Source organism: Clostridium perfringens, from assembly GCF_016027375.1.
In the GTDB taxonomy this organism is placed as follows: Bacteria; Bacillota; Clostridia; order Clostridiales; family Clostridiaceae; genus Sarcina; species Sarcina perfringens.
On sequence record NZ_CP065681.1, the window covers coordinates 1,999,840 to 2,025,922 of the forward strand.

Below are 26,083 nucleotides of genomic sequence, written 5' to 3' on the forward strand. Positions count from 1 at the left end.
TATTTTTATTTAGTTCAAAAATTATTTAAAATGTTTAAATTTTATGATAAGATGGTATATTATATGTATAAAAATTTTATAACTTAATAATTTAACCAAGGAGGAAAAATATGAGCTCAGAACATAAAAGTAAATTGTCTTTAACAGCGCTTATATTAATGATTTTCACATCAGTATATGGTTTTGCTAACATGCCAAAGGCCTTTTATTTAATGGGATATAGTGCTATTCCATGGTACATAATATCAGCATTAGCTTTCTCAATTCCATATGCTTTTATGATGGCAGAATATGGAGCAGCATTTAGAAAGGAAAGAGGAGGAATATACTCATGGATGGCTAAATCTGTAGGAAATAAATATGCCTTCATAGTTACATTCATGTGGTATTCATCAAATTTAATATGGTTAGTTAGTAACTCATCATCAATATGGATTCCTTTCTCAAATGTTATATATGGAAAAGATACTACAGGAACATGGTCTTTACTTGGATTAAGTGTTCCACAGACAATGGCTGTATTAGGATCAATACTTATAATAGTTATAACTTATGCATCATCTAAAGGATTAAAGAGTATAACAAAGGTTACTTCAATTGGAGGAACTGTTGTTGCATTATCAAACATAGTACTTATTTTAGGAGCAATTATTGTTTTTGTAAGCAATGGATTTAAACCTGCTGAGGTAATAAATGGGTCTGCCTTTGTTCATGCACAAAATCCATCTTACCAATCACCAATAGGTGTATTAGGATTTTTAGTTTTTGCAGTTTTTGCTTATGGTGGACTAGAAGCTGTAAGTGGATTAGTTGATGAAACTAAGGATGCTAAAAAGAATTTTCCAAAGGGATTAATGATTGCATCTATAATAATAGCCGTTGGATATGCTGTTGGAATACTTTGTGTTGGATTATTTACAAATTGGCAAGAAGTATTATCAGGGGATAATGTTAACTTAGCAAATGTAGCATATATAGTAATTCAAAACTTAGGTGTAAAATTAGGTCAAGCTTTTGGCATGAGTACTAATGCTTCACTTCAATTAGGAGCTTGGTTTGCAAGATACATAGGTCTTTCAATGATGTTAGCCTTAATGGGAGCTTTCTTTACATTAAGTTATGCACCTATTAAACAATTAATAGAAGGAACACCTAAAGAAATCTGGCCAAAAAAATGGACTGTGTTAAATGAAAATAACATGCCAGTTAATGCAATGTGGGTTCAATGTATAGTTGTTGTTATATTTATATTAGTAGCTTCTTTTGGTGGAGAATCTGCAAATAAATTCTTTAGTTATTTAATATTAATGGGTAATGTGGCCATGACAATACCATATATGTTCTTATCTGGAGCTTTCCCAGCATTTAAAAAGAAAAAACATATAGAAAAACCATTTGTTATGTATAAGTCATATAAATTATCATTAATTTGGTCAATAATAGTAACATTTACAATTGGATTTGCAAATTTATTTACAATAATAAAACCTGTTATTCAGGATAAAGATTATACAGCTATGGCATTCCAAATAACTGGTCCAATAGTTTTTTCTATAATTGCTTTTATACTTTATCATAATTATGAAAAGAAAATGAAAAATAAATAATTTAAAACAACATCTTTTTAAGATGTTGTTTTTCTTATATTTTCTTAATATGGATTCTTATAGAATTTATGTAGTATAATTATTTTAACAATAATAAAATGGAGAGTGTAGCATATGAAGAAAAAAACATTAATTATTCTAGGTGTTATATTGATAGTATTAATAGGAGTAGGATTTTATTTTTTTAGTAACCAATCTACATATAAAGTCATTATTAATAATAAGACTAATAAAGAAATAAGTGGTTTACAAATAAGTTATAGCAATAATAGTAAAAATATTAGTGTACCAAGTATAAAAGCAGGTGGTTCAGAGGAAGTAAAGGTAAAAGCAGAGGGAAATGGTTCTTTAGTTATGTATTATACAGATATTTTAGGAGATTCTCATAAAGAAATATTAGCAGGTTATTTTCAAAAAGGATCCGAGGGAAAAGTAGTAGTAAATATTACAGCAGTAAATGACTTAGGCATATATGGCATGGAAATAGCTTCTCCTGAAGCAGAGAATATACTAAATAATCAGTAAACTATGAAAGGAAGTGAGTTAAAAAGAGAGGAATTCTCTTTTTATAGTTATGGAAAACATTATATATAATATTTTGTATATAATAATATATAGCTTTTTAGGATGGTGCTGTGAAGTTATATATTGTTATATAATAGATCACAAGTTTACAAATAGAGGCTTTTTAAATGGGCCATTATGCCCTGTATACGGATTTGGAGCTTTTTTTGTTTTAACATTTTTAGATATGTATAAAAGTAATATAATATTAGTATTTATATTAGGAATAATAATTACATCAGTTTTAGAGTATATTACCTCTTTTTTATTAGAAGCAATATTCCATACTAAGTGGTGGGATTATTCAAAACACAAGTTTAATATTCATGGAAGAGTGTGCTTACTTAATTCCACACTATTTGGTATATTATCAGTTATATTAGTTGAGTTTATAAATCCTATTATAGTTGATTTTGTTAGTAAATTTCCAGAAAAGATAGTTTTTATTGTAACAATAATTTTAGCAGCTCTAATTGTTATTGATTTTGTAGTAACAGTACAAGCTATGATTAAGTTAAATTCAAAATTACACAATCTTCAAGATTTATCTAAGGAGTTTGAGGAGTTTGGAATTTCCTTTATAGATAAGACCGAGAAAGAATTAGAACTTACTATGAACAAATTTAAGCGTGAGGCTAATTTAAAAGAAGAAATGTTAAATAGAGCTAAATCTCTAAGAAGAAATAATATTCTTCAAAGAAGACTTTTAAAAGCATTCCCTAATATGAAACATAAGAGATACAATGAATTACTACAAAAATTAAGAAAAGAAGATAAGCTTAAATAGAATATAAATTAAAATAAAGGAAGCCAATTAATTGGCTTCCTTTATTTTAATTGTATTTGTCCTTTGATAACACTTCTTTTTTTACTAATACTCCATTTTCATAAGTTTCCTTATAAGTTGTTGATGATTTAGGTCCATGTTGATCTACAGATATAACTATTTCTTTTCCTGGGTCTTCTTTTATACCCCAAATGTTAGACTTAACTTGTCCAGAAGAAGTTATATAAGTTTGAACAATAACTGGATTATTCATATTATTTTGAAACTTAAAGTCAATAACTCCACTTGCCATAGTAGCATCTCTACCTATAGGAGCATAAGTTACTGGAAGGCTATGAGGAGCTCTCTCAACTATTTTTAAGTCAGCATATAATACTGAGTTATAAAGAGTTGTAACTCCTTGACATATTCCACCGGCTAATATATCTACTACTTTGTTTCCAATATAACCAGGGGCATAAGTATAACCATTACTTTCAGTTCTATCTTCTCCTTCTTTATCAGCAGAAAAAATATCTCCTGGCATTAATATAGTACCATTAAGCTTACTTAAATAATTGCTAATATTTTTAGTACGTCCACCTGTTAAACTAGGAAGTTTAGTAGTATATGAGCCTAAAATAACCATGTTATTAACAGTTTCTTGAGTTAATTTAGGTTTTATTTCTTCCACAGGTATATTAATAGTACAATTTAGACTATCATGACTATTATTTAAATCATTAACTATTTCAGAAGTAAGCTTTTCTAAGTCAAGCTTGTACCCAATTTGTTCTTTAGTTGCTGATATAGAATCATTTGAAAAAGAAATAGTTGGTTCAACCTTTTCTTTATTGATTTTATTACTTATTTCAGAAAGTTTTTCACTTAAAACCTCTGAATTTGATTCAGGTTTAAACTGAAAATATTTAGGATTAGATTTTAACTTTAATCTTTCTATTGTATTAGAAAATATATTGCTATTTTTTCCGAAAGAAAAAACCTGATTAGATAAATCATTAATATCAAAGAAAAATCCTAAATCTTTTGCTGAAAAAGTTTCATTAAAATTGTCTTTATAATTAAATGTTATTTTAAAATTATTTAATAAATCAGAGTAGTGCTCATTTAATTTTTCCTTTAAATCTTTCTCATTTAAATTTGACACATTAATGTTTTCAACATAAATTCCTTAATAAGTAACATTTTTACTAGAATAAGTTTTAAATAAAACTACAGAAATTAAAATTAAGAATAAAGCTATAAGTACTAGTGAAATTTGTAGTGCTACCTTTTTTGAATTTAATTTTTTTATTCTCTTACTTCTCACCTTTATTACCTCAACTATTATTAATTAATATTATAAAACTATACGAGTATAACTTAACAAATAAATATAAATAAAATGTGTAGATTTTACATAATTTGCTTTATTCAAATAGTTTTAATTATGTAGTAAAAAAATTTTATGTTTAGTAGATTTTATATTAACCTTCTTTAATTATAATATAAAATATTGAAAAAATATACAACTCTGAGGGATTTTTCATATTATATTTAATAAGCTATAAATTTAAAGAGGAGTTATGTTTAAAAAAATTACTTTAAAAGATAAATCTCTTTACTACCAATATATAGATAAAAACAAATTCCTAAGCTGTGAATATTCTTTTGCTACACTTTTTATGTGGAAAGACTTTAATGATATAGAATATGATATAGTAAATAATATTTTTATTATTAAAAAATATGATAAAAATAATGGTAAATTTTTTATGGAGCCTTTAGGGGATATAGATGATAATTCTTTAATAAATATTATTGACTATTTAGAATCCATAAGAAAAAAAGAAAAGAGTAAATGGTTATTTGGAGATGTAAGCATAAATTTTCTTAATAGGTTAGAAGATATATATAAAGAAAATTTAATTTTTGAGGAAGAAATAAATAACTTTGATTATGTATATAACTTTGATGATTTAAGAAATTTATCAGGAAGAAAATTTAGAAAGAAAAGAAATAAATATAATCAGTTTATTAAAAACTATAATTATAAAACAGCATTTTTTAAAAGTTTTTTAGATAATAAAGAAAGGGAAGAATGCTTAGAATTTTTAGATAAATGGTATTTAGAAAATAAAGAAATGGATGAGGAGTTTTTAGCTGAAATAGATGGAACAAGAAATTTAATAAATTATTTAGGCCAATTAGACTTAGATTTAATAAAACTTTATGTGGACAATAAATTAATAGGAATTTCTATAGGGGAGAGATTTAATGATAGCACATATATAGTTCATGTGGAGAAGTGTTTAAAAGAATTCAAAGGAGCCTATGCTTTTATAAATAATGAACTATTAAAAAATTATTTTTTAGATTTAAAATATGTTAATAGAGAAGAGGATTTAGGGATATTAGGATTAAAAAAATCAAAAATGTCTTATAATCCAAAGTTTTTTGAAAGAAAATATTTAGTTAAAATAAAGTGAGGCAGTTTTACCTCACTTTATTTATATTTTATGTTTAGTTATATAGTTAAAATTTATTTTATTCTTTAAATCCATAGAATGAAGTTTTTGTCATATCTACAGATTTATTTATATTATTTAATGTATTTTGAATAAGTTGTTTGTTTTCATTCTTTTCAACTGTATTTAAAGCTAAATTTATATATTCTTGAGCATGAAGAGCATTTTTAACTGCCAAATTAAGTTCTCTTTTTATATTTTTATTTGAGTCTCCCATAACTAACACTCCTTAATATTAATCTTCATAATTATTATAATTATTTTGAGCATGTTCTATAGCACTAGCAACTGTTTTTAAGGCTGCATGTACTTCTGTTTTATTTTCTTCTTCCTTTAAGTTCATATATGCATTATTTAAGTGATTTTGGCAAGAACAAAGTTCATCAATAGCAAGTCTAAAATTATCCTTTGCATTATGTTTCATAAATAACACCACCTTTAAAATTTTTTCAATTATAGCTTGTGTATATTTAGTAAAATAATAAGTGGAAATAAGATTAATTAGTTCCTTACAATTCCTTTTACAAATTAAATAGTATATATATTTTTTACATATAAAGTATTATCTTAAATGATATACTCGTAAATGATTATTAAAATAAAAAAAACAAAAAAATAAAAATAAAAAATAGAAAAAACAGAGAAAAATCTCTGTTTTTAAAAAATTACTTATTTTCATTATTTAATCTATCTATCATAACATTCTTAGCTTTAATTTCAAAGGTATCATCTAAAGGTGATAATGAAATATCATCATATTTATTACTAAGAGCTAATGTTAAAATTCTATCTGCAAGCTCTGGATTCTTAGATAAAAGTGATCCGTGGAAGTATGTACAGAAAGTATTTTTATAAATACATCCCTCATAACCACTTTCCCCATTATTTCCATAACCATGAATGCATTTTCCAAGAGGTTTTAAATCTCCAATAAATGTTCTACCAGAGTGATTCTCAAAGCCAACATAAGTTTCATCAAATTCTTCGTTATGAATTACTGTGTTACCTATGAATCTAGTGTCTCCACCTTCAGTATATATATCTAAAATTCCTAAGCCATCTATTTTTTCTCCTGTAGGGGCAGTGTAATAATTACCTAAAAGTTGATATCCACCACAGATAGCTAAAAGAACTTTTCCTTCTTCAACATATTCTTTTAAAACATCTTTTTTTAGGTTTATTAAGTCATCAGATACTATTGATTGCTCAAAGTCTTGACCGCCACCAAAGAATACTATATCGTAATTATCTTTATCAAATTTATCACCCATAGAAACATTTATTACATTTACTTTGATTCCACGCAATTTTGCTCTATGCTTTAATATTAAAATATTTCCTACATCTCCATAAACATTAAGTAGATCAGGATATAAGTGACATATATTTAATTCCATATGAATCTCTCCTTTAACTACCAAAGCTTATCAATATAACCTTTGGAATGTAAGTATTTTCTATAGTTAATCATAGCAGTATAAGTTGCAAGGATATAAACCTTGTTTTCCTTAGAATTTTTGATTGCCTCTGTTAAGCCTTCAAAATCTTCCTTTATTAAAAACTTTTCAACTGGTAGATTAGCAATTTTCAATCTTACAGCCATATCATAAGCTCTCATTCCAGAGATAAATATTTCATTTAAGTCCATTGAATTTAATTTTTCAAAATCAACATCCCAGATCCAAGAAACATCCTTACCATCTGCATAATTATCATTTAATAAGAATGCTGCAGCAAAGCTTTCTGAATTTAGAAGAAGAGTATCTAAGGCTTGATTATATCCAGCTGGATTTTTAACCAAGATAATTCTAGCTTCCTTATCTCCAATTTTTATTGTTTCCTGTCTTCCAAAGGATGAACTTTGATTAGAAAATGATTTTTGAATAACTTCATCATTAATATGTAATTCTTTTGCAACAGAATAAGCACATAATCCGTTGTATATATTATAAGTACCAGGTTGAGTTATTGTAAATAAACCACCATTTATAACAACCTTAGAACTTTCAGGGGTAAGTTCTACTATTTCCTCTACTTTATATTTTAAATCTTCTCTTTTGAATCCACAGTTAGGACAGTAGAAACTTCCAAGATGATTGTATGTTATAAAGTTATAAGAATAAGGCTCTTTACAGAACTTACAGAACTTAGCATCAGCATTAATTTCTATATTCTTGTTTTTATTTAGAGAAACTTCGAATCCATAATAAACTTTAGGGTTTTTAACATCAAGTCTTCCTAATAAAGATTCATCTCCATTTAAAAGAAGAGTAGTACTTGGTACTTTAACAACTCCTTCTAATATTTTATTTAGAGTAGTATAAACCTCTCCATATCTATCTAACTGATCTCTAAAGAGATTAGTTACAGTTATTATTTCTGGAGTTATATACTCTGTTATAAATTTTAAGTTAGCTTCATCAACTTCAATTACTGCATATCTTTCTTTATTTGAAGAAAATTTGTAATTAGCTACGAAGGTACTAACTATTCCTGGATAAAGATTTGCTCCAGTAGCATTAGTTATAACATCTAATCCATTACCTTTAAGGACATTATATATCATTGAAGTAGTAGTAGTCTTTCCATTAGTTCCAGTAACTAAAATAACTTTATAATCTTTAGAAACTACTTTTAAAATGTTTCTATCGATTTTTAAAGCTACTTTACCTGGAAAGTTAGTTCCACCTTTAAAAACTTTCTTTGAAATAAATTGTGTCATTTTAGATAAGATTATGCTTAGATAAGATTTAATAGCTATTTTAAACACCACCTTACAATTACTTTTTAGTCAATCTTCTTAAACTATTATAGTATAGCACAAAGTATTTAATTTACCAATATAGTAATTTATTAATAATAAGTAGGGATTTTTTATTATTAGTAAATTAAATGTATTTATTCTATACTTACTAGAAATTTTACAATGCAATATATGTAGAAATATTGTATTATATATAGGAAGGATATAATTAAGTAGCATTAATTATACAAATAAACTAGACTAGGGGGAATACTAAATGTATCCAATAAGATTTGAAAACTTATACTATGATAAAGTTTGGGGTGGAAGAGATTTCGAACTTTTCAGAGACAATATGCCAGAGGGAATGATAGGAGAAACTTGGGATGTTGCTTGTCATCAAAATGGAATGAGTATAGTTGAAAATGGTGAATATAAAGGGTTAAGATTCGATGAGTTAATAGATAAATTAGGAAGTGACTTAGTAGGTACTGAAATATCAAAAGAGAAATTTCCTCTACTTATAAAATTAATAAACGCTAAGGATAAATTATCAGTTCAAGTTCATCCAAATGATGAATATGGTATGAGAGTTGAAGGAGAGCTTGGAAAAACTGAAATTTGGTATGTTGTTGAAGCTTTTGAAGGAGCTAATTTAATAGTAGGAACAAAGGATTGTACTAAAGAACAATTTGTTAAAGCTATAGAAACTGGTGAATTTGATCAGTATTTAAATAGAGTAGAAGTTAAAAAAGGGGATACTTTCTTTGTAAGAAGTGGACTAGTTCATGCTATATGCGAAGGTGTTATAATAGCTGAAATCCAACAAAATAGTGATACAACTTATAGAGTATATGACTATAACAGAGGAAGAGAAATCCATGTTGAAAAAGCTTTAGATTGTATCGATTTCTCATTAAAAGGAGAAAAAGCTAAGGGATTAAAAGTTTCATATGATCAATATGATAAAACTTATCTTTCACTATGTGAATATTTCTCATTAGAAAAATATGATATACATGGAGTATGTGAAGAAGAGAGTGATAAAGAAAGATTCTTCATATTTACATGTGTTGAAGGAGAAGGAATCATAACTTCAGAAGAAGGCGAATTAGCAATTAAAAAAGGAGATAGTATATTCATACCTGCATCCTTAGGAAAATACTCTTTAAAAGGAAACATGACATTATTAAAGAGTTATGTTCCAAAAGAAGGTGCTGTTGAAGAGGAAATACTTTCAGTAGTAAAAGCTTAATAAGATTTATTAAGAAAATCAATAATATATTTAATTGTATAATTTAAAGAAAGAGTATATGAAAACTAATTTAAAATAATAAATGATTATGAATTACTTTTAGAATAAAAAGCATAAAGTAATAATAATTTATAATAATTATTAATAAAATTAGTTTTAGATATACTCTTTTATTTATATTTATGTAAAAGTGGACAAATTTAACTAATGAAATTATAATAAAAAAGTAAAACTTAATTATTAGAAAGCGAGTGTAGTTATGGGAATTGATTTTTTATTCATACTTAAGGCCTTAATAATCGCAATTGTTGAAGGTCTTACAGAGTTTGTTCCTGTTTCCTCAACAGGACACATGATTCTAGTTGGTGACCTTATTCACTTCAATACGCAATCAGGTGGATTTCCTGAAATGTATGAAGTTGTTATTCAATTAGGTGCCATACTAGCAGTTGTAGTATTATATTGGAGAAAGATAAGTAGCTCAGTAGTTGAGTTTTTATGTTACATATTTTCATTTATCGGATTAAAAACATCAGGCGATAAAAGAAAATATGAAAAAAGACTTGCAGAATCAGAAACAGGTTTTAGATTTGGTATAAATGTTATTATAGGAACAATACCAGCAGCTATTTTAGGTCTTTTATTCCATGATGAAATAAAAGAATATTTATTTTCAACAAAAACTGTAGCTATAGGATTTATAGTAGGTGGTATATTACTTATAGTTATAGAAAATAACTTTAGAAAAAGAGCTAAAAGAAGTAAGATTGTAAAAGATATTGATAAAATGACATATGGACAATCATTACTAGTTGGATGCTTCCAATGTTTATCTTTATGGCCTGGAATGTCAAGAAGTGCATCAACAATAATGGGAGGATGGATTTCTGGATTAAGTACAACTGTTGCTACAGAATTTACATTTTTCTTAGCAATACCAGCTATGGTTGGAGCTTCTGGCTTAGATCTATTTAAATTTGATTATTCTCAAATGAATGCAACAAATTGGATCTCATTAATCTTAGGATTTATAGTTGCATTTATAGTTTCATTAGTTGTTATAGATAAGTTTATAAATTACTTAAAGAAAAAACCTATGAGAGTTTTTGCTATATACAGAGTATTTGCTGGTATAGTATTAGCTATTTTAATATTTACTAAAGTAATTAGTTAACAAAAAAGACAAGGATAAAATTCCTTGTCTTTTTTTATCGAAGGAAATAACAAATTTTACATAGATATCATTGAAATTATTATAATTTTCTAAATTTTTAAAATAATTTTACTTTCAAAAAAAAGCTTTATATGATATCATTTACTTAGAAGGTAATTGTAAAAAACTTACAGACTATGGTTTAAAATTGTTTAGGAGGAGGATTTTATATGATGCAACCAATTAAGAAAATAGCTATACTAACAGGAGGAGGAGATTGTCCTGGATTAAATGCAGTAATAAGAGCTGTAACTAGAACTGCAATCTTAAAATATGGATATGAAGTTATAGGTTATAAATTTGGATATAGAGGTCTATATAATAATGACTTTGTAAAATTGGATCTTGATTCTGTTTCTGGAATACTTCATAGAGGAGGAACAATACTTCATAGTTCAAATAAGGACAACCTATTTGATTATCAAGTTGAAGATGAGAATGGTAAAATAGTTAAAAAAGATGTTTCTGATGTTGGTGTTGAAAACTTAAAGAAAGAAGAGGTAGATGCTCTAGTTGTTATTGGAGGAGATGGAACCTTAACCTCTGCAAGAGATTTCGCAAGAAAAGGTGTTAATGTAATAGGTGTTCCTAAAACAATAGATAACGATTTATTAGCCACAGATGTAACCTTTGGATTTAATACTGCCACAGAAATAGCTACAGAAGCTTTAGATAGACTTCATACTACAGCTGAGTCACATCATAGAATAATGCTTTTAGAAGTTATGGGAAGAAACGCTGGTTGGATTGCTTTAGAATCAGGAATAGCTGGTTCTGCTGATGTAATATTATTACCTGAAATACCTTACGATATAAACAAGATAGTTGAAAAAGTAAAAGAAAGAGAAGAAGCCGGAAAACAGTTTACAATTATTGTAGTTGCAGAAGGAGCAAAACCTAAAGATGGAGAAGTAGTTGTTTCTAAAATAGTTGATGATAGTCCAGACCCAATAAGATTAGGGGGAATAGCTAACAAATTAGCTATTGACTTAGAAGGATTAATAAAAAATCATGAAATAAGAAGCACTGTTCTTGGACATATACAAAGAGGGGGAAATACCTCTACTTATGATAGAATACTTTCCACTAAATATGGAGTTAAAGCTGTTGAACTTATAAATAGTAATTTATTTGGAAACATGGTTGCATTAAAAGGAAATAAAGTATCCTATGAAAGCTTAGAAAATGTAATTGGACATACTAAAAATGTAGATCCAGAAGGTGAATTAGTAAACACTGCTAAAAGTATAGGAATTAGTTTCGCTGATTAATAATATAAAAACACTCATCATACTTAATTTGATGAGTGTTTTCTTTTCTGTTTAGTAAAATTTCACTTATTACTTAGTAAATCATAAGGATAAAGATGTATCTTAAAGCGAAAAATTAAACGTTAACAAGAAAAAATTTACAATTAATACTTCAAAATTTTCTGAAAATATGGTACACTTTAAACAAGGCAACAATAAAAGCAACATTAAAAGAAAGCTGGTGGGTATTTATGAAAGAAGTTCAAAAATATTTAGAGAGCAGAATTGGTTCGTATAGCTTTTTCTTTGAGGATTTAAAGAGTGGTTATACTTATGGTTATAATGAAAACGTTAAAATGATTTCAGCAGGTTGTATGAAATTACCTATAGCTATAGCTCTTATAAAAGAAGTAGAGGAAGGCAAAATAGACTTTTTGGATAAAGTTAAAATAGAAAGTTCAGATAAGGTCTATGGAACTGGTATAATACATGAGTTTGGAGAGAGGGATTATACTGTATTTGAACTTATGGTAGCAATGCTAATTCAAAGTGATAATACAGCAGCAAATAAAATAATTGATTTAGTCGGTATGGATAAAATAAATGAAACTATTAAGGAATTTGGTATGAAAAATACTGAGCTTAATAGAAAAACTGCCGATGAAAGAAATTTCAAATCAGATGTAGAAAATTATACAACAGCTTATGATTTAACTTTAGCCTGGAAAAAACTTAGTGAGGGTTCTTTCTTAAGTAAAGAAAACTCCCAAATGCTTATAGATATACTTACAAGACAACAGATTAAAAACAAACTAGCTTTATATATACCAGACAACCTTAAGTTTGATATATCAAGCAAAACAGGAGACAAAAAGGGAGTTGAGAATGATACGGCCTTAATTCATACTCAAAAAGGGAACTTTGCTTGTACAGTAATGTCTAGTGGAATTCCTAACTCAGTCTACGGGACTGTGACCTTGGCAAAATCTGGTAAAATGACCTGGGACGCCATCATGAACAATTGGCACTAATATTTAATGTATTTTATAAAACTTTAATAATAAAACTTACAAATAATGTGGAGAGAATATATAATTATTCTAAGATTTAAATTCTCAAAATGTGTTTGTAAGTTTTATTTTTAACTTAAAATATAAAATAATTATTAAAAACATTATTGACATAAAATTTCTAATATGGTATTATAAGCACAATAAAAGCAGTCCAGAGAGGCTGAATAAAATAACCTTTAAATTTGATCCAGAGAGGTCAATAAGGAAGTTATATAGTTGAATTATAATCGTAAAAGATTTATTTATACGTGAAAAGTCTTCCTTATCTTAGGAAGACTTTTTTTAATAAAATTATATAGCTTTTCTTCTTTAAATTAACACAGAGAGGTTAAAAAGGAGTGAAATTTTATGTTAAAAAACAAACACTTATTAGATCCATCAGATTTCACAATAGAGGAATTTGATGAAATTTTCAAATTAGCACATCAAATTATGGCAAATCCAAAAGAATATCAAAACATATGCAATGGTAAAATTCTAGCAACACTTTTCTATGAGCCAAGCACTAGAACAAGATTGTCTTTTGAATCAGCAATGCTTAGACTAGGTGGACAAGTTATAGGTTTCTCAGAACCAAATTCTTCATCAGTTTCTAAAGGAGAATCTTTAAGAGATACTATTAAAACAGTAAACTGCTATGCAGATCTTATAGCAATGAGACATCCTTTAGAAGGAGCAGCAAAAGTTGCTTCAATGTATTCAGATATCCCAGTTATAAATGCAGGAGATGGAGGTCATCAACATCCAACTCAAACATTAACAGATCTTCTTACAATAAAAGAATATAAAGGAAACCTAGAAGGAAATACAATTGCATTATGTGGAGACTTAAAATTCGGTAGAACAGTGCATTCTCTTATAAAAGCACTTTCAAGATATAAAAATAATAAATTCATCTTAATATCTCCAATAGAACTAAGAATTCCCAATTATATTAGAGAGCAAATTTTAGAAAAAAATAATATAGAATACAAAGAAATTACTAGTTTAGAAGAAGGAATTAAGGAAGCTGATATTTTATACATGACAAGAATACAAAGAGAAAGATTTGTAGATCAAAGTGAGTATGAAAGATTAAAAGATGTATATGTATTAGATGAAGCAAAAATGAAGGGTGCCAAAGAAGATATGATGGTTCTTCATCCTCTTCCAAGAGTAAATGAAATAGCCTATGAAGTAGATGAAGATTCAAGAGCATTTTACTTTAAGCAAGCCAAATGCGGAATGTATGTAAGAATGGCCTTAATGGCAAAACTTTTAGGGGAGGCGTAATAGGATGAAAAATAGAGAATTACAAAATCATAAATGTAAAAACACAAAATGTATAACTCAAGTGGAAAAATATGTTCCTCAAAGCTTTACTTTAATAGACAAAAAGAATAATACATACAATTGTGATTATTGTAACGCAGAAAACACTTTTCAAAAGCATTAAATTTAGGAGGACATAATTAAGATGAATTTGCTAATTAAAAATGTAAATTTAATAGATGAAAGCAACAACTTTTTTGGTGATATATATATAGAAAAAGGGGTAATAAAAGAACTTGGAACTGAACTAAATAAAGAATGTGAAACCCTAGATGGAAAAGGCTTAGTACTTATGCCTGCATTTATAGATACTCATGCACACTTTAGAGATCCAGGTTTTGAATATAAAGAAGATATTGAAAGTGGATCTAAGGCTGCAGTGAGAGGTGGATACACAACAGTAACCTTAATGCCAAACACAAAACCAGTTTGTAGTTCAAAAGAAATTTTAGATTACGTGGTTAATAAGGGTAAAGAGGTAGGCTTAGTAGATTTATATCAAACAGTTTCTATAACAAAGAATTTATCAGGTGAAGAAATAAATCATCTTAGAGAATTTGAGGGCAATCCTAATGTTAAGGCAATAACAGATGACGGTAAAGGGGTGTCAGATTCTAAGATTATGATGGAGGCTATGAAAATAGCTAAGGAAAATAACTGGATAGTAATGTCTCATGCTGAAAGCCCAGAGTTTTCAAAGGTTGATATGAGATTAGCTGAAAATATGATGACATGGAGAGATATTACACTAGCAAAGTTTGTAGATTGTAGACTTCACATGTCTCATGTAAGTACTAAGGAAGCTATGAAATATATAATAGAAGGAAAAAATGATGGAGTTAAAGTAACTTGCGAAATAACTCCACACCACTTAGCTTTAAATAATAAGATTAGTAATTATAGAGTTAATCCTCCTATAAGAGAAGAAGAAGATGTAAATTTCTTAATAAAGGCAATAAAAATGAACTATGTTTATTGTATAGGAACAGATCATGCTCCTCATTCAAAGGAAGATAAGGAAAAAGGAGCACCTGGCATGATTGGAATTGAACAAGCTTTCTCAATATGTTATACGAAGCTAGTTAAAGAAAATCACATAAGCTTAAATAAGCTAAGCCAATTAATGAGTGGAAATGCTGCTAAGTTATTAAACATAAATAAAGGAAAACTTCAACCAGGTTTTCTTGGTGATTTAGTTCTTATAGATTTAAACAAGAAAAGAATATTCAAAGAAGAAGATATAGTATCTAGAAGTAAAAACACACCATTTAATGGAATGGAGTTTTATGGAGATGTAGTAGTAACAATAAAGAATGGAAAAATAGTTTATAAGGGTGAATTTTAGGAGGTATATATGATAGCTGATAAATTATTTGAAAAAGTAGAAAAAAACGGAGTAGTTTGTGTTGGACTAGATACAAGCTTAGATTATATACCAGAGGAATTTAAAAGTAAGTTTTCAAATGAAAGCGATATGTTATTTGCCTTCAATAAAGAAATAATAGATGCAACACTAGATGTATCTGCATGTTTTAAAGTTCAAATAGCTTATTATGAAGCCCTAGGTCTTAAGGGATTAGAGTCTTACAAAAATACTTTAAGTTATTTAAGAGAAAAGAATGCTTTAATCATAGCTGATATAAAAAGAGGTGATATAGCTGCAACGGCTAAAATGTACGCAAAGGCTCACTTTGAAGGGGATTTTGAAAGTGATTTTATAACTCTAAATCCATATATGGGAATGGATAGCATAGATCCTTACTTACCTTATATAGAAAAAAATGAAAAAGGAGTATTTGTACTAGTAAGAACTTCAAATAAAGGAGCTGAAGATATAGAGTATCTAGAGGCTGGACATGGAAAGAAAGTTTATGATGTAGTTGGAGAAAAGTTAAATACTCTAGGAAAAAACTATTTAGGAAAACATGGTTATAGTTCAATAGGTGGAGTTGTAGGTTGTACTCATCAAGAAGAAGCAAAAGAAATGAGAGATAAATTAGATACAATGCCATTTTTAATACCTGGATATGGTGCACAGGGAGGAACTGCTAAAGATGTAGCAGCTTATCTTAAAAATGGAAATGGTGGAATTGTAAACTCTTCAAGAAAGATACTATTAGCCTATAAAGCTATGGAAGATAGTAAAAACTTTGCAGAATGCGCTAGAAAAGAAGCCATTTCAATGAGAGACAGTATAAGAGAAGCGATTTTAAAATAGATAAAACACTTGGGAGGACAGATTATGGCTATGGAATATTTCAAAGGTAAAGTAAAAGAAAATATTGAATTAGTAGAGGGAATATACTCACTAGTAGTAGAACATGAAGCTAAAATAAATGCAGGACAATTTTATATGATAAAAACTCCAAACACTTTCTTAGGAAGACCAATAAGTGTTTGTGAAGTAAATGGGAATGATGTACGTTTTGTGTATGCTACTGTTGGAGCCGGAACAAATGAGATGAAAAAAATGATTTCTGGAGATGAAATAGAAATAATAGGTCCTTTAGGAAATGGTTTCGATATAAATAAAGATTACGGAAAAGTTGCCTTAGTAAGTGGAGGTATAGGAACAGCTCCAATGCTAGAACTTGCAAAAAGCCTTAGAAAAAATAATAAAGATATGAAAATGGATTTCTATGGTGGATTTAGAGATGACATATACTTAGTAGATGAAATATCAGAATATGTAGACGAGGTTAAAATTTCAACAAATACAGGAAAACATGGACATAAAGGATTTGTAACAGAAATTCTTCCTCTTCAAGAGTATGATACAGTACTATGCTGTGGACCGGAAATTATGATGAAGAAGGTAGTTGAAATGTGCAGAGAAGCTAAGGTTAATGTGTATATTTCCATGGAAAAACATATGGCTTGTGGAGTAGGTGCTTGCTTAGTATGCACATGTAAAACAAAGTCAGGAAATAAGAGAACTTGTAAAGATGGTCCAGTATTTAATGGATTAGAAGTTGAATTCTAATTTAGGAGGGGTTAAAAGTATGTTAAAAACAGTTATAAATGGAGTAGATTTTAAAAACCCTGTTATAGCAGCATCAGGTACTTTCGGCTTTGGAGCTGAGTATAATAACTTCTATGATGTGGGAGAATTAGGAGGAATAAGTTCAAAAGGACTAACTCTTAATAGTAGAGAAGGTAATGAAGGAATAAGAATATATGAAACTCCTCAAGGAATAATGAATTCAGTAGGACTTCAAAATCCAGGAATAGAGAAATTTATAGAAGTAGAACTTCCTAAAATGTTAGAACTAGGAACAAATATAATAGCAAATGTAGGGGGAGCTACTATAGAGGATTATGAAAAAGCAGTATCTCTTTTAAATAAAGAAAAGATAGACATGATAGAGTTAAATATATCTTGTCCTAATGTAAAATCTGGTGGAATGGCCTTTGGAATACAATCAGATGTGGCATATGAAGTGGTTTCTAAGGTTAGAAAAATATGTGATAAACCTTTAATGGTAAAATTATCACCAAATGCTGAAAATATATGCAATATGGCATATAAATGTGCAGAGGCAGGAGCAGATTCAATTTCCCTAATAAATACATTAAAAGGAATGGCAATAGATATAAAAAATAGAAAGCCAGTATTTAATAATGTGTATGCAGGACTTTCTGGCCCAGCTGTAAAACCTATAGCCCTTAGAATGGTTCATGAAGTAGCTAAAACTGTAGACATTCCAGTAATAGGATTAGGAGGAATTTCTACAGCAGAAGATGCCATAGAATTTATGATGGCAGGAGCATCAGCTATACAAATAGGTACAATAAACTTTGTAAATCCTAAAGCAGGTATAGAAATAATAAAAGGATTAGAAGACTTTTGCAAAAAAGAAGGATTAAAAAATATTAATGAAATTGTAGGATGCATAAAGTAATAAAAGATTAAATAGCTAATAAAGATTATAAATATATTTTAAAGATTATTAAATCACAAAATTTATCTTCATATTAATATAGTGATTTTTATAAAAAGTAATTTTGAAGATATTAAGAAAATAAATAAGAAAGTTTTGGAGGAATTAAATATGAAAAATACAGACGCTATGGTTATAGATACATTAAAAGAGGTTGGAGCATTATTAGAAGGACATTTCTTATTATCATCAGGAAGACACTCAAATAGATATTGCCAATGTGCTCAATTATTAAAATACCCAGAAAAAGCTGAGAAAGTATTAAAGGTTGTAGCTGATCAATTAAAAGATATAGACTTTGACTTAGTTGTAGGACCAGCTATGGGAGGAGTTATAGTAGCTTACGAATTAGGAAGACAATTAGGTAAGCCTGCAATCTTTACTGAAAGAGAAAATGGAGAAATGACTCTAAGAAGAGGATTTACTATAGAAAAAGGACAAAAAGTAGTAATAACAGAGGATGTTGTAACTACAGGTAAGAGCTTTAAGGAAGCTGCAAAGGTAATTGAAGAACAAGGGGGAGAAGTTGTTGCAGTAGTTTGTATAGTAGATAGAACTCCAGGCAATGTAACAGATTTCCCGATGTATAGTTCAATAAAGCTTGATATAGAAAGCTTTGAGGCAGAAAATTGCCCACTATGTAAAGAAGGAGTTCCTTACATAAAGCCAGGAAGCAGAAATATAAAATAGTTTAATAAATTTATAAAAAAACTCTAGCTTTATAACTAGAGTTTTTTTATTTTAGAAAATATATTCTAAAAACTTATTTAAATCAATTGATTCTCATCATTTTATTACTTATAATAGAATAAAATACATTTAATTACAATAAAGAAGGGATATTATAAGTTGAGTATATTTTTGAAGCATAAAAGTAAATTGATATTTTTCTTAACATTTATAATAGTTACAATTATTATAATAGCTATGATTTTTAAAGGTGATGTTCCAATTAATAAACTATCCATTAAAATAACTTATAATAATGAAAAAGTATCAACAATAAATGGAGAATTTAATTGGTTTAATAAAGAAACAGGAGGAAATAGCACTTTTGCTGAGCCTATTGAAAATTTAAAGGAGCCATTATATGCAAAGGGAGGAGAAAAAATAGAAATAAGATTCTCTAAAGAACCAAATTCTGTAGTTATACAGGACATTTCTATTTCTCCTTATAAGGATTATAAACTTTTGAAAGAAGAATCTAATAAAGAATTTTCATTTATGCTTCCAGAAGAAAAAGGAGAATATGCTTTTCAGGTGGATGGTATTTGGGATTCAACTCATAATGTATCTAAAATATTTAAAGTTTATATAGATTAACATTGAATATAATAAATAAAAAATATTATTTTGGTTAAAGAGGGATTATGAATTTAGGAAAAGTGATTTTAAAAAAAGATTTAATTAAGGATATAAAAAGTATTTCTTACTTATATGAAAGTGCAGGATGGTTTGACTATACTGAAGATTTAGAAAAATTAGAAGAGGCATTTAAAAATTCATTAAAGATAATTTCAGCATGGCATGAAGAAAAATTAATAGGTCTTATTAGAGTTGTTGGAGATGGACTAACTATAATATATATACAAGATATAGTAGTACTTCCCGAATATCAAGGTAATGGTATTGGTAGAGGTTTGATTGATTCTGTATTAGATGAATATAAACATGTTAGACAAAAGATTCTAATAAGTGAGGATAAAGAATCTTCAATTGAATTTTATAAAAACATAGGTTTTAAATCAATTGATACTTATAATGGAGTAGCTTTTGTAAGTTATATAGAGTAAATTTAAAGCAACCAAAAATTTAATTTTACTTTATTCATTTAATTTAGCCCCCTTGTTATTTCTTTTAAATAATTATATTACAATTATTTAAAATTAAATAATGATTTATTTAATTTTTTTTATTACAATATATTATATACAATTGGATTTAGAAACAAATCAGTTGTTATATTTTAAAACTTAATTATATTTTTTATTGATTAAGTATAGGAGGAAATTTAAATGAAATTAATATCATGGAATGTTAATGGCTTAAGAGCTTGTGTTAAAAAAGGCTTTTTAGATTACTTTAAATCTGAAGATGCTGATATATTCTGTCTACAGGAGACTAAACTTCAGGAAGGACAAATAGATTTAGATCTAGAGGGATATCATCAATACTGGAACTATGCTGAGAAAAAGGGGTATTCAGGAACTGCAATATTCACTAAAAAAGAACCTCTAAATGTTTATTATGGAATAAATATGGAGCATCATGATAAAGAAGGAAGAGTTATAACTTTAGAATTTGAAGACTTCTTTATGGTAACTGTTTATACTCCAAATTCACAAAGTGAACTTGCCAGATTAGAGTATAGAATGGAATGGGAGGATGATTTTAGAAATTATCTTTTAGAACTTTCATCTAAAAAGGGAGTAGTTGTATGTGGAGATTTAAATGTAGCTCATAAGGAGATAGATTTAAAGAATCCTAAGACAAATAGAAAAAATGCTGGCTTTACAGATGAGGAAAGAGATAAATTTTCTACATTATTATCAAGTGGGTTTATAGATACTTTCCGTTATTTCAACCCAGACTTAGAGGGGATTTATTCTTGGTGGTCATATAGATTTAATGCAAGAAAAAACAATGCTGGATGGAGAATTGACTATTTTTTAGTTTCAAATAATTTAGAAGATAGAATAAAAGAAGCTTCTATAGATACTGAAATACTAGGATCTGATCACTGTCCTGTTAAATTAATAATGGAATAATTATATGTAAAAAAAGAGGATGTATTAAATGTTAAATGTGCATCCTCTTTTGTTTTTTATATTTAAATAAAAACTCTAATTAAAGACTTTATTTTCTTGTTTATATAATATTTTTGAAAGAGGTAAGGCTATAACTATACCAACCCCAACTTGAAGTATATTACCTATTATATCCTTTGCTGAATATACTAAAGCTCCTATTATGGTATTAGAGCTTCCTGTAAATAAAAATGCTATTATTGCACCAGATAAGAAATAAGCTACAACCATAAATATACCAGAAATTAAAAATGGTACTAAATAACTTTTTCTATGATTATACTCTAAAATAGCTCCAGCTATATATGCCATTAAAGCTTTTATTATAAATGTAAAAGGTGCCCAAATTATATATCCACTATATAAATCCACAAGAGCCATTCCTATACCACTAGCTAAAGCTCCACGCTTTTTCCCTAATAAGGCTGCTGCTAAAAGAACCATACAATCTCCAAGATGAACAAAGCCTCCTACAGTAGGAATTCTTATTAAATTTGCTGATATAAATATTATTGCAATCATTAGTGCTGTAAAAACTGTCTTATGAAATTTACTGTTAGTGTTAACATTCATATTTTTCTACCTCCAGAACCAAAATATATTTATATATTAAAATATTATTAGTGTATTATCAAATGTATGGGTACAATTATAAATAATTAAATCCCTTTAAAATTTATTTATTTATGATATACTGTTAAATAATACATAAATAGAAATTTTACAGAAGAGGAGTGAAGAAAATGAAAGAAAAAAACATAGCAGCATTTTTTGATATTGATGGAACAATATATAGAGAAGGATTAATAACAGAAGTATTTAAAAAAATAATAAAATACGAATTAGTTGATGAAACTAAGTGGTATAAGGATGTACGTCCATCATTCATAAAATGGGATAAAAGACAAGGTGGATATGATGAATATTTATTAAAAATGGTTGATATATATACTGAAGCAATAAAAGGAATAAGCAGTTATCATATAGAATATATAGCTAAGAAAGTAATAGAACAAAAAGGAGATAGAGTTTATACATTTACTAGAGAAAGAATTAAATGGCATAAAGAACAAGGTCATATTGTCATAGCTATTTCTGGATCTCCTTATGAGCTTGTAAAAGAAATGTCAGAAAAATACAATATGAATGATTTTAAAGGAACTATATATAAGCTTGATCATAATAATACATATAACGGAGATATAATTCCAATGTGGGATTCTGAAAGCAAAGAAAAAGCTATCTTAGAATTAAAAGAAAAACATAATATAGACTTAGAAAATAGTTATGCTTATGGAGATACCTCTGGAGATTTTACAATGTTTAAAAATGTTGGAATACCATATGCAATTAATCCAACAAGAGAGCTTATCACTAAAGTTCTCCAATGTGATGAAATTAAAGAAAAAATTAAAGTAATAGTTGAAAGAAAAGATGTTACTTATGATTTAGATATAAATAACTTAAAACTTCTTTAGATTATAAAGTAGTATATATTTATCAATCTTATAATTCGTCTTTTTATAAAAAAATACGGAGTTATATTTTTTAAGCAGCAACAAATATACGTTATTTTACGAATTTATTGCTTTAAATTTAGTTTTTTATCCGTTGTATATTACTGTTAAAGTATGTATTTAAAATTAAAAACTTATATTAAAATATAGAAATTTTTTATAGTTTTAAATCAATTAACTATTAAATAATATTGAAAATTTTATTTGAATTTATATTAAAATAGAGGAATAATATATAATAATTTGCTATAATATGTATATAAAAAGCGAAATGTGTAAAAGGGGAGACGTATATGAGTAATATTAAATTTTGTTCTATTATTATAAAGGATGACTTTAATAATATTTTAATTTCAAAAAGAAAAGGAAAAAAAGCAGATGAGCACCTATGGTATATTTTTGAAAGAAAAATAAAAGGAAGAGAAACTCCAGAAAAATGCGCAAATAGAGCAATAAAGGAAGATTTAAAAACCATAGTTTTTGATTTAAATCAACTATGTGATTTAAATGTTAATGAAGAAGAAACTTTAAGAGTTTTTACAGGTTCCTTAAAAGAAAAAATTACTTGTGGCTCTAATATAACTACATATAAATGGATAAGCAAAGATGATTTAAATGATTATACTTTTGCAAATGGAGAATTGGAAAAGATAAACGCTTTTTTTGATACAATATAAAAACATGCCAATATTGGCATGTTTTTCTTTTATTGTTATAATAAAACGGTGAGGTGATTATTATGACATTATTAAGAAAGAAAATTTTAGGAGAAGATTTTCATGTTACTATAAAACCTATATATAACAGAGAAGATACATTGGCATTTACCTTTTCTCCGGACCAGAAAAAAGTAGAGATTGGTGAAGAAATTACAATTACAGTGAAACATCCTACAGAAAAATATGATGCTTTCTGTGATGAATTAGTAGAACTTATAGCTAGATATCAAGAAATATAAAAAAAACAGTCCATATGGACTGTTTTTCTATTATTAAGCAGCATTTTTGCCTATAAATTTATGTACAATTTTTTCACATGGCGGCATAAAAAATTGTATAGCTGGACCTGTGAAAAGTACTGCTATTATTGTTCCAAGACCTACAACACCAGCTAGTAAATAACCAACTACTAGGAAGCTTAAATCTAAACCGATACGTATCCAACGGTATTGGAAGTTAGTTTTATCTCTTATTATAAGAGGAACTAAATCGTTTGGTGCAACTCCTAATTCAGTACTAACTAAGAATGAGAATCCTATAGCTATTATAATACAGCTTACAGCTACAATTACGCATTTTGTAAATAAGTTAAAGTTACTAAGTGAAGTATCTAAACCAAATCTATGTAATATTCCCATGATTGCATCTATAGTAGGGCCTACCACTAAAACAAGTACAAAAGTTCCAACTTTAAGTTGTTTTCTATCTGCAATGAAGATTGCAATAACTAAAGTAACAAGTATTATCATGTTAGCAGTTCCAGTTGAAACGCTTAGAGCTTTTGAAAGTCCTTGAGTAAATACAGTAAAGGGATCTGATCCAGCTCCGCTTAATAAGAATATTACAACACCTAATTGTATGATTGCCATTCCTAATAAGAAAAATATAAGCTTAGGAATAAGTTTTTCTTTTTTCATTTTTAATACACTCCTTGTTTTTGAGTTTTGTGAATCGTATTTTTGAATGTGAATTTAAATATTTAATGTGTATTTAAAAACTTAAAAGAAAACCAAACAAAATGATTATAACCATTGTTAATCTATATGTCAAATAAATTGAATATTTTAATAAAAAAATTCATAACTAAGTAAAATTTCCCTGTTAAAACTTACTATATTAGAATAAATAAGAAAATTGAAATGTACTTAATTTTATTTTATAATTATTACGTTAGATGGAAGAGGTGGAAAATATGAAGGATACTAAGACTAAAGAACATATTGCTAGAATAGCAAAAGCTTCAACATATTTTATTTTTAGAAATGGACCTGTAAATAAGCTTCATAAAGAAAATAAGGTTTCTGATGAAGAACTTAAAGAAATGCAAGAGTATATGCAAAATCACTTAGCATATCTTTATGAAGTTTTACTTGAAGAGGGTAATTTAAAAAAATATGAACTTGTAATGAATACTATGAATCAATTTTATGTAAATGATGATACAGAGGTAGTATTAGCTGATGAGGGCTTTGATTCTTTATATGATCAATTATTCCCTAAAAGTAGCAATATAATTCTTAAATAAAAAATGACTATGAGAATTTCTCATAGTCATTTTTTTAATTACAACTAACCTTTGGAATAAAGTCTTCTTCAGCCTCTTCAATTTTAATGTTAGTATTATTTCTTTTCTTTAATATTGATTCTACTATTATAGCTATAGCCCCATCTCCAGTTACATTAGTTGCTGTTCCAAAACTATCTTGAGCAGCATGAAGTGCTATCATTAAGGATTTTTCAACATTACCAAATCCAAGCATACCTTCAAGTAATCCTAAAGCAGCCATAACTCCGCCACCTGGTACCCCTGGTGCTGCTACCATAGTTACTCCTAACATAACTATAAATGGAACCATAACAGAGAAAGTTGGAACTTGTCCTTTCATATACATTACAGCCATTGATGCAAGAACTAAAGTAATAGTATCACCTGCTAAATTTATTGTTGCTCCTAAAGGAATAACAAAATCTGCTACATCTTGATCAACTTTATTTTCCTTAGTACAGTTTAAAGTAACTGGGATTGTAGCTGCTGATGATTGAGTTCCCAAAGCTGTCATATATGCAGGAATCATATTTTTAAGTAATTTTAATGGATTTTCTTTCTTTAAAGTTCCAGCTAAAGCATATTGAACCACTAAATAAGATCCTTGTATTGAAAATAAAACTAAGTACACAAGTCCAAAAGACTTTAAAGTAGTAAAAATCTCACCATTATAACTTAACTTTGAAAATATTGAAAGTATGTAAATAGGTACTAAAGGTATTAACACATTTTTTATAGTTAATGAAATAACGTGATTAAATTCTTCTGATACTTTTAATAAGTAACTATTTTTTATTCTTGATATTCCTATTCCTAATAAAAATGCAAAAACTAAAGCTGACATAACACCAAACATTGGAGGAATATCAATTGTAAAATAAGGATCAACATTTACTGATCCAGTGCTTAGAGAAGCACTTACTATAAATTTAGGAAGTACTGCGCGTCCTATAAAGAAAGTAAGTATTCCTATTAAAAATGTTGAAGCATATGAAATTAAAGTAGTTATGAAAAGTCCCTTTCCTGATTTATTTCCTAAGGATGCTATACCAGGAACTATAAACCCAACTATTATAAGTGGGATTAAGAAACTTAGTAAATTCCCAAATATGCTATTAAAGGTCATTAATATTCTAATAGGTATATCTAAATTAATATAGGAACATCCTAGCCCAATAAGTATTCCTAAAATAATTGCAACAAATATTCTTTTTATTAAGGATAAATTTTTCATAATAGCCCC

The 26,083-nt window shown here is 27.6% G+C and carries 31 protein-coding genes; 22 read left to right on the forward strand and 9 right to left on the reverse strand.

The genetic code is table 11. The annotated features are described in order from the left end of the window. Positions 1 to 110 precede the first annotated feature (110 nt). The 3 genes from yjeM to I6G60_RS09475 all read left to right on the forward strand — a co-directional run bounded on the left by yjeM (position 111) and on the right by I6G60_RS09475 (position 2,958). The gene (gene yjeM, locus I6G60_RS09465) at positions 111 to 1,607 is read left to right on the forward strand and encodes a glutamate/gamma-aminobutyrate family transporter YjeM (protein WP_061415564.1); all 1,497 of its coding nucleotides are present in this window, start codon (positions 111 to 113) and stop codon (positions 1,605 to 1,607) included. A gap of 114 nt (positions 1,608 to 1,721) precedes the next feature. After that, a complete protein-coding gene (locus I6G60_RS09470; RefSeq protein ID WP_003453591.1) occupies positions 1,722 to 2,132 on the forward strand; it encodes a hypothetical protein in 411 nt (136 codons plus the stop codon). 49 nt (positions 2,133 to 2,181) lie between these two features. Continuing rightward, the gene (locus I6G60_RS09475; RefSeq protein ID WP_011590693.1) at positions 2,182 to 2,958 is read left to right on the forward strand and encodes a putative ABC transporter permease; all 777 of its coding nucleotides are present in this window, start codon (positions 2,182 to 2,184) and stop codon (positions 2,956 to 2,958) included. Positions 2,959 to 3,004: 46 nt separating this feature from the next. Here I6G60_RS09475 and I6G60_RS09480 read toward each other — a convergent pair whose 3' ends face one another. Both I6G60_RS09480 and I6G60_RS15280 read right to left on the reverse strand, forming a co-directional pair. Next, a complete protein-coding gene (locus tag I6G60_RS09480) occupies positions 3,005 to 4,105 on the reverse strand; it encodes a VanW family protein (RefSeq protein WP_223932449.1) in 1,101 nt (366 codons plus the stop codon). Positions 4,106 to 4,129: 24 nt separating this feature from the next. Beyond that, positions 4,130 to 4,267 carry a hypothetical protein gene (locus I6G60_RS15280; protein ID WP_223932448.1) on the reverse strand — a complete coding sequence of 46 codons (138 nt, stop codon included), beginning with the start codon at positions 4,265 to 4,267 and terminating at the stop codon, positions 4,130 to 4,132. Positions 4,268 to 4,523: 256 nt separating this feature from the next. Here I6G60_RS15280 and I6G60_RS09485 point away from each other — a divergent pair, with 256 nt between their 5' ends. Beyond that, positions 4,524 to 5,426 carry a DUF2156 domain-containing protein gene (locus I6G60_RS09485; RefSeq protein WP_011590692.1) on the forward strand — a complete coding sequence of 301 codons (903 nt, stop codon included), beginning with the start codon at positions 4,524 to 4,526 and terminating at the stop codon, positions 5,424 to 5,426. A 58-nt stretch (positions 5,427 to 5,484) separates the two neighbouring features. Here the strand turns inward: I6G60_RS09485 and I6G60_RS09490 are convergent, their stop codons facing one another. From I6G60_RS09490 to I6G60_RS09505, 4 genes are all read right to left on the reverse strand, one after another. Further along, a complete protein-coding gene (locus tag I6G60_RS09490) occupies positions 5,485 to 5,682 on the reverse strand; it encodes a hypothetical protein (protein ID WP_003456426.1) in 198 nt (65 codons plus the stop codon). Positions 5,683 to 5,700: 18 nt separating this feature from the next. After that, positions 5,701 to 5,889, reverse strand: a complete 189-nt coding sequence (locus tag I6G60_RS09495) for a VWA domain-containing protein (RefSeq protein WP_003481264.1) — start codon at positions 5,887 to 5,889, stop codon at positions 5,701 to 5,703. 241 nt (positions 5,890 to 6,130) lie between these two features. Next, entirely contained in the window at positions 6,131 to 6,862 is a 732-nt protein-coding gene (locus I6G60_RS09500) for a type 1 glutamine amidotransferase (RefSeq protein ID WP_003453555.1), read from the reverse strand. Between the two features lie 17 nt (positions 6,863 to 6,879). Further along, the gene (locus I6G60_RS09505; RefSeq protein WP_163235985.1) at positions 6,880 to 8,235 is read right to left on the reverse strand and encodes a Mur ligase family protein; all 1,356 of its coding nucleotides are present in this window, start codon (positions 8,233 to 8,235) and stop codon (positions 6,880 to 6,882) included. A gap of 250 nt (positions 8,236 to 8,485) precedes the next feature. Here I6G60_RS09505 and manA point away from each other — a divergent pair, with 250 nt between their 5' ends. The 14 genes from manA to xth all read left to right on the forward strand — a co-directional run bounded on the left by manA (position 8,486) and on the right by xth (position 21,019). Continuing rightward, the gene (manA, locus tag I6G60_RS09510) at positions 8,486 to 9,463 is read left to right on the forward strand and encodes a mannose-6-phosphate isomerase, class I (protein WP_003462511.1); all 978 of its coding nucleotides are present in this window, start codon (positions 8,486 to 8,488) and stop codon (positions 9,461 to 9,463) included. Between the two features lie 259 nt (positions 9,464 to 9,722). Beyond that, positions 9,723 to 10,637: an undecaprenyl-diphosphate phosphatase gene (locus I6G60_RS09515; protein WP_011590690.1), complete on the forward strand. Its 915-nt coding sequence runs from the start codon at positions 9,723 to 9,725 to the stop codon at positions 10,635 to 10,637. 209 nt (positions 10,638 to 10,846) lie between these two features. After that, entirely contained in the window at positions 10,847 to 11,947 is a 1,101-nt protein-coding gene (locus I6G60_RS09520) for a 6-phosphofructokinase (RefSeq protein ID WP_025647569.1), read from the forward strand. A gap of 230 nt (positions 11,948 to 12,177) precedes the next feature. Then, complete coding sequence (locus I6G60_RS09525) at positions 12,178 to 12,957, forward strand: serine hydrolase (RefSeq protein WP_003456515.1); 780 nt, start codon at positions 12,178 to 12,180, stop codon at positions 12,955 to 12,957. Positions 12,958 to 13,347: 390 nt separating this feature from the next. Continuing rightward, positions 13,348 to 14,271, forward strand: coding sequence for an aspartate carbamoyltransferase (gene pyrB / locus I6G60_RS09530; RefSeq protein ID WP_003453538.1), 924 nt, complete (start codon positions 13,348 to 13,350; stop codon positions 14,269 to 14,271). Positions 14,272 to 14,275: 4 nt separating this feature from the next. Further along, positions 14,276 to 14,434, forward strand: coding sequence for an aspartate carbamoyltransferase (locus I6G60_RS09535; RefSeq protein ID WP_041702664.1), 159 nt, complete (start codon positions 14,276 to 14,278; stop codon positions 14,432 to 14,434). A 21-nt stretch (positions 14,435 to 14,455) separates the two neighbouring features. Next, positions 14,456 to 15,655, forward strand: coding sequence for a dihydroorotase (locus I6G60_RS09540; RefSeq protein WP_011590688.1), 1,200 nt, complete (start codon positions 14,456 to 14,458; stop codon positions 15,653 to 15,655). A gap of 9 nt (positions 15,656 to 15,664) precedes the next feature. Beyond that, on the forward strand, positions 15,665 to 16,528 hold the full coding sequence (pyrF, locus tag I6G60_RS09545; RefSeq protein WP_011590687.1) for an orotidine-5'-phosphate decarboxylase: 864 nt from the start codon (positions 15,665 to 15,667) through the stop codon (positions 16,526 to 16,528). Positions 16,529 to 16,552: 24 nt separating this feature from the next. Beyond that, a complete protein-coding gene (locus tag I6G60_RS09550; protein WP_003462569.1) occupies positions 16,553 to 17,293 on the forward strand; it encodes a dihydroorotate dehydrogenase electron transfer subunit in 741 nt (246 codons plus the stop codon). A gap of 19 nt (positions 17,294 to 17,312) precedes the next feature. After that, positions 17,313 to 18,212 (forward strand): dihydroorotate dehydrogenase, encoded by a 900-nt coding sequence (locus I6G60_RS09555; protein ID WP_003462564.1) that lies wholly within the window; start codon positions 17,313 to 17,315, stop codon positions 18,210 to 18,212. A 150-nt stretch (positions 18,213 to 18,362) separates the two neighbouring features. Next, complete coding sequence (pyrE, locus tag I6G60_RS09560) at positions 18,363 to 18,941, forward strand: orotate phosphoribosyltransferase (protein ID WP_003456665.1); 579 nt, start codon at positions 18,363 to 18,365, stop codon at positions 18,939 to 18,941. A gap of 159 nt (positions 18,942 to 19,100) precedes the next feature. Continuing rightward, the gene (locus I6G60_RS09565; RefSeq protein WP_111744194.1) at positions 19,101 to 19,574 is read left to right on the forward strand and encodes a glutaminase; all 474 of its coding nucleotides are present in this window, start codon (positions 19,101 to 19,103) and stop codon (positions 19,572 to 19,574) included. A gap of 47 nt (positions 19,575 to 19,621) precedes the next feature. Continuing rightward, on the forward strand, positions 19,622 to 20,044 hold the full coding sequence (locus I6G60_RS09570; protein ID WP_111744193.1) for a GNAT family N-acetyltransferase: 423 nt from the start codon (positions 19,622 to 19,624) through the stop codon (positions 20,042 to 20,044). A 222-nt stretch (positions 20,045 to 20,266) separates the two neighbouring features. Then, the gene (xth, locus tag I6G60_RS09575) at positions 20,267 to 21,019 is read left to right on the forward strand and encodes an exodeoxyribonuclease III (protein WP_011010304.1); all 753 of its coding nucleotides are present in this window, start codon (positions 20,267 to 20,269) and stop codon (positions 21,017 to 21,019) included. A gap of 75 nt (positions 21,020 to 21,094) precedes the next feature. Here the strand turns inward: xth and I6G60_RS09580 are convergent, their stop codons facing one another. Next, on the reverse strand, positions 21,095 to 21,631 hold the full coding sequence (locus tag I6G60_RS09580; protein WP_110084413.1) for an ECF transporter S component: 537 nt from the start codon (positions 21,629 to 21,631) through the stop codon (positions 21,095 to 21,097). Positions 21,632 to 21,801: 170 nt separating this feature from the next. Between I6G60_RS09580 and I6G60_RS09585 the strand changes: the two genes are divergently transcribed. From I6G60_RS09585 to I6G60_RS09595, 3 genes are all read left to right on the forward strand, one after another. Beyond that, positions 21,802 to 22,536: an HAD-IB family hydrolase gene (locus I6G60_RS09585; RefSeq protein WP_011010302.1), complete on the forward strand. Its 735-nt coding sequence runs from the start codon at positions 21,802 to 21,804 to the stop codon at positions 22,534 to 22,536. Between the two features lie 332 nt (positions 22,537 to 22,868). Continuing rightward, entirely contained in the window at positions 22,869 to 23,252 is a 384-nt protein-coding gene (locus tag I6G60_RS09590; protein WP_011010301.1) for an NUDIX domain-containing protein, read from the forward strand. A gap of 62 nt (positions 23,253 to 23,314) precedes the next feature. Then, on the forward strand, positions 23,315 to 23,533 hold the full coding sequence (locus I6G60_RS09595) for a hypothetical protein (RefSeq protein ID WP_111744192.1): 219 nt from the start codon (positions 23,315 to 23,317) through the stop codon (positions 23,531 to 23,533). 33 nt (positions 23,534 to 23,566) lie between these two features. On the opposite strand, the gene I6G60_RS09600 is transcribed toward I6G60_RS09595, so the two are convergent. Next, a complete protein-coding gene (locus I6G60_RS09600; protein WP_003456593.1) occupies positions 23,567 to 24,211 on the reverse strand; it encodes a YczE/YyaS/YitT family protein in 645 nt (214 codons plus the stop codon). Positions 24,212 to 24,486: 275 nt separating this feature from the next. Here I6G60_RS09600 and I6G60_RS09605 point away from each other — a divergent pair, with 275 nt between their 5' ends. Further along, positions 24,487 to 24,819, forward strand: coding sequence for a hypothetical protein (locus tag I6G60_RS09605; RefSeq protein WP_003456465.1), 333 nt, complete (start codon positions 24,487 to 24,489; stop codon positions 24,817 to 24,819). A 34-nt stretch (positions 24,820 to 24,853) separates the two neighbouring features. Here the strand turns inward: I6G60_RS09605 and I6G60_RS09610 are convergent, their stop codons facing one another. Next, on the reverse strand, positions 24,854 to 26,074 hold the full coding sequence (locus tag I6G60_RS09610; RefSeq protein WP_011590681.1) for a dicarboxylate/amino acid:cation symporter: 1,221 nt from the start codon (positions 26,072 to 26,074) through the stop codon (positions 24,854 to 24,856). Positions 26,075 to 26,083 lie beyond the last annotated feature (9 nt).

Excerpts from the sequence above, each read along its gene's own strand:
- yjeM (WP_061415564.1), top strand. The coding sequence starts at position 111 with ATGAGCTCAGAACATAAAAGTAAATTGTCTTTAACAGCGCTTATATTA.
- I6G60_RS09470 (WP_003453591.1), top strand. The coding sequence starts at position 1,722 with ATGAAGAAAAAAACATTAATTATTCTAGGTGTTATATTGATAGTATTA.
- I6G60_RS09475 (WP_011590693.1), top strand. The coding sequence starts at position 2,182 with ATGGAAAACATTATATATAATATTTTGTATATAATAATATATAGCTTT.
- I6G60_RS09485 (WP_011590692.1), top strand. The coding sequence starts at position 4,524 with ATGTTTAAAAAAATTACTTTAAAAGATAAATCTCTTTACTACCAATAT.
- I6G60_RS09490 (WP_003456426.1), bottom strand. The coding sequence starts at position 5,682 with ATGGGAGACTCAAATAAAAATATAAAAAGAGAACTTAATTTGGCAGTT.
- I6G60_RS09495 (WP_003481264.1), bottom strand. The coding sequence starts at position 5,889 with ATGAAACATAATGCAAAGGATAATTTTAGACTTGCTATTGATGAACTT.
- I6G60_RS09500 (WP_003453555.1), bottom strand. The coding sequence starts at position 6,862 with ATGGAATTAAATATATGTCACTTATATCCTGATCTACTTAATGTTTAT.
- manA (WP_003462511.1), top strand. The coding sequence starts at position 8,486 with ATGTATCCAATAAGATTTGAAAACTTATACTATGATAAAGTTTGGGGT.
- I6G60_RS09515 (WP_011590690.1), top strand. The coding sequence starts at position 9,723 with ATGGGAATTGATTTTTTATTCATACTTAAGGCCTTAATAATCGCAATT.
- I6G60_RS09520 (WP_025647569.1), top strand. The coding sequence starts at position 10,847 with ATGATGCAACCAATTAAGAAAATAGCTATACTAACAGGAGGAGGAGAT.
- I6G60_RS09525 (WP_003456515.1), top strand. The coding sequence starts at position 12,178 with ATGAAAGAAGTTCAAAAATATTTAGAGAGCAGAATTGGTTCGTATAGC.
- pyrB (WP_003453538.1), top strand. The coding sequence starts at position 13,348 with ATGTTAAAAAACAAACACTTATTAGATCCATCAGATTTCACAATAGAG.
- I6G60_RS09535 (WP_041702664.1), top strand. The coding sequence starts at position 14,276 with ATGAAAAATAGAGAATTACAAAATCATAAATGTAAAAACACAAAATGT.
- I6G60_RS09540 (WP_011590688.1), top strand. The coding sequence starts at position 14,456 with ATGAATTTGCTAATTAAAAATGTAAATTTAATAGATGAAAGCAACAAC.
- pyrF (WP_011590687.1), top strand. The coding sequence starts at position 15,665 with ATGATAGCTGATAAATTATTTGAAAAAGTAGAAAAAAACGGAGTAGTT.
- I6G60_RS09550 (WP_003462569.1), top strand. The coding sequence starts at position 16,553 with ATGGCTATGGAATATTTCAAAGGTAAAGTAAAAGAAAATATTGAATTA.
- I6G60_RS09555 (WP_003462564.1), top strand. The coding sequence starts at position 17,313 with ATGTTAAAAACAGTTATAAATGGAGTAGATTTTAAAAACCCTGTTATA.
- pyrE (WP_003456665.1), top strand. The coding sequence starts at position 18,363 with ATGAAAAATACAGACGCTATGGTTATAGATACATTAAAAGAGGTTGGA.
- I6G60_RS09570 (WP_111744193.1), top strand. The coding sequence starts at position 19,622 with ATGAATTTAGGAAAAGTGATTTTAAAAAAAGATTTAATTAAGGATATA.
- xth (WP_011010304.1), top strand. The coding sequence starts at position 20,267 with ATGAAATTAATATCATGGAATGTTAATGGCTTAAGAGCTTGTGTTAAA.
- I6G60_RS09580 (WP_110084413.1), bottom strand. The coding sequence starts at position 21,631 with ATGAATGTTAACACTAACAGTAAATTTCATAAGACAGTTTTTACAGCA.
- I6G60_RS09585 (WP_011010302.1), top strand. The coding sequence starts at position 21,802 with ATGAAAGAAAAAAACATAGCAGCATTTTTTGATATTGATGGAACAATA.
- I6G60_RS09590 (WP_011010301.1), top strand. The coding sequence starts at position 22,869 with ATGAGTAATATTAAATTTTGTTCTATTATTATAAAGGATGACTTTAAT.
- I6G60_RS09595 (WP_111744192.1), top strand. The coding sequence starts at position 23,315 with ATGACATTATTAAGAAAGAAAATTTTAGGAGAAGATTTTCATGTTACT.
- I6G60_RS09600 (WP_003456593.1), bottom strand. The coding sequence starts at position 24,211 with ATGAAAAAAGAAAAACTTATTCCTAAGCTTATATTTTTCTTATTAGGA.
- I6G60_RS09605 (WP_003456465.1), top strand. The coding sequence starts at position 24,487 with ATGAAGGATACTAAGACTAAAGAACATATTGCTAGAATAGCAAAAGCT.
- I6G60_RS09610 (WP_011590681.1), bottom strand. The coding sequence starts at position 26,074 with ATGAAAAATTTATCCTTAATAAAAAGAATATTTGTTGCAATTATTTTA.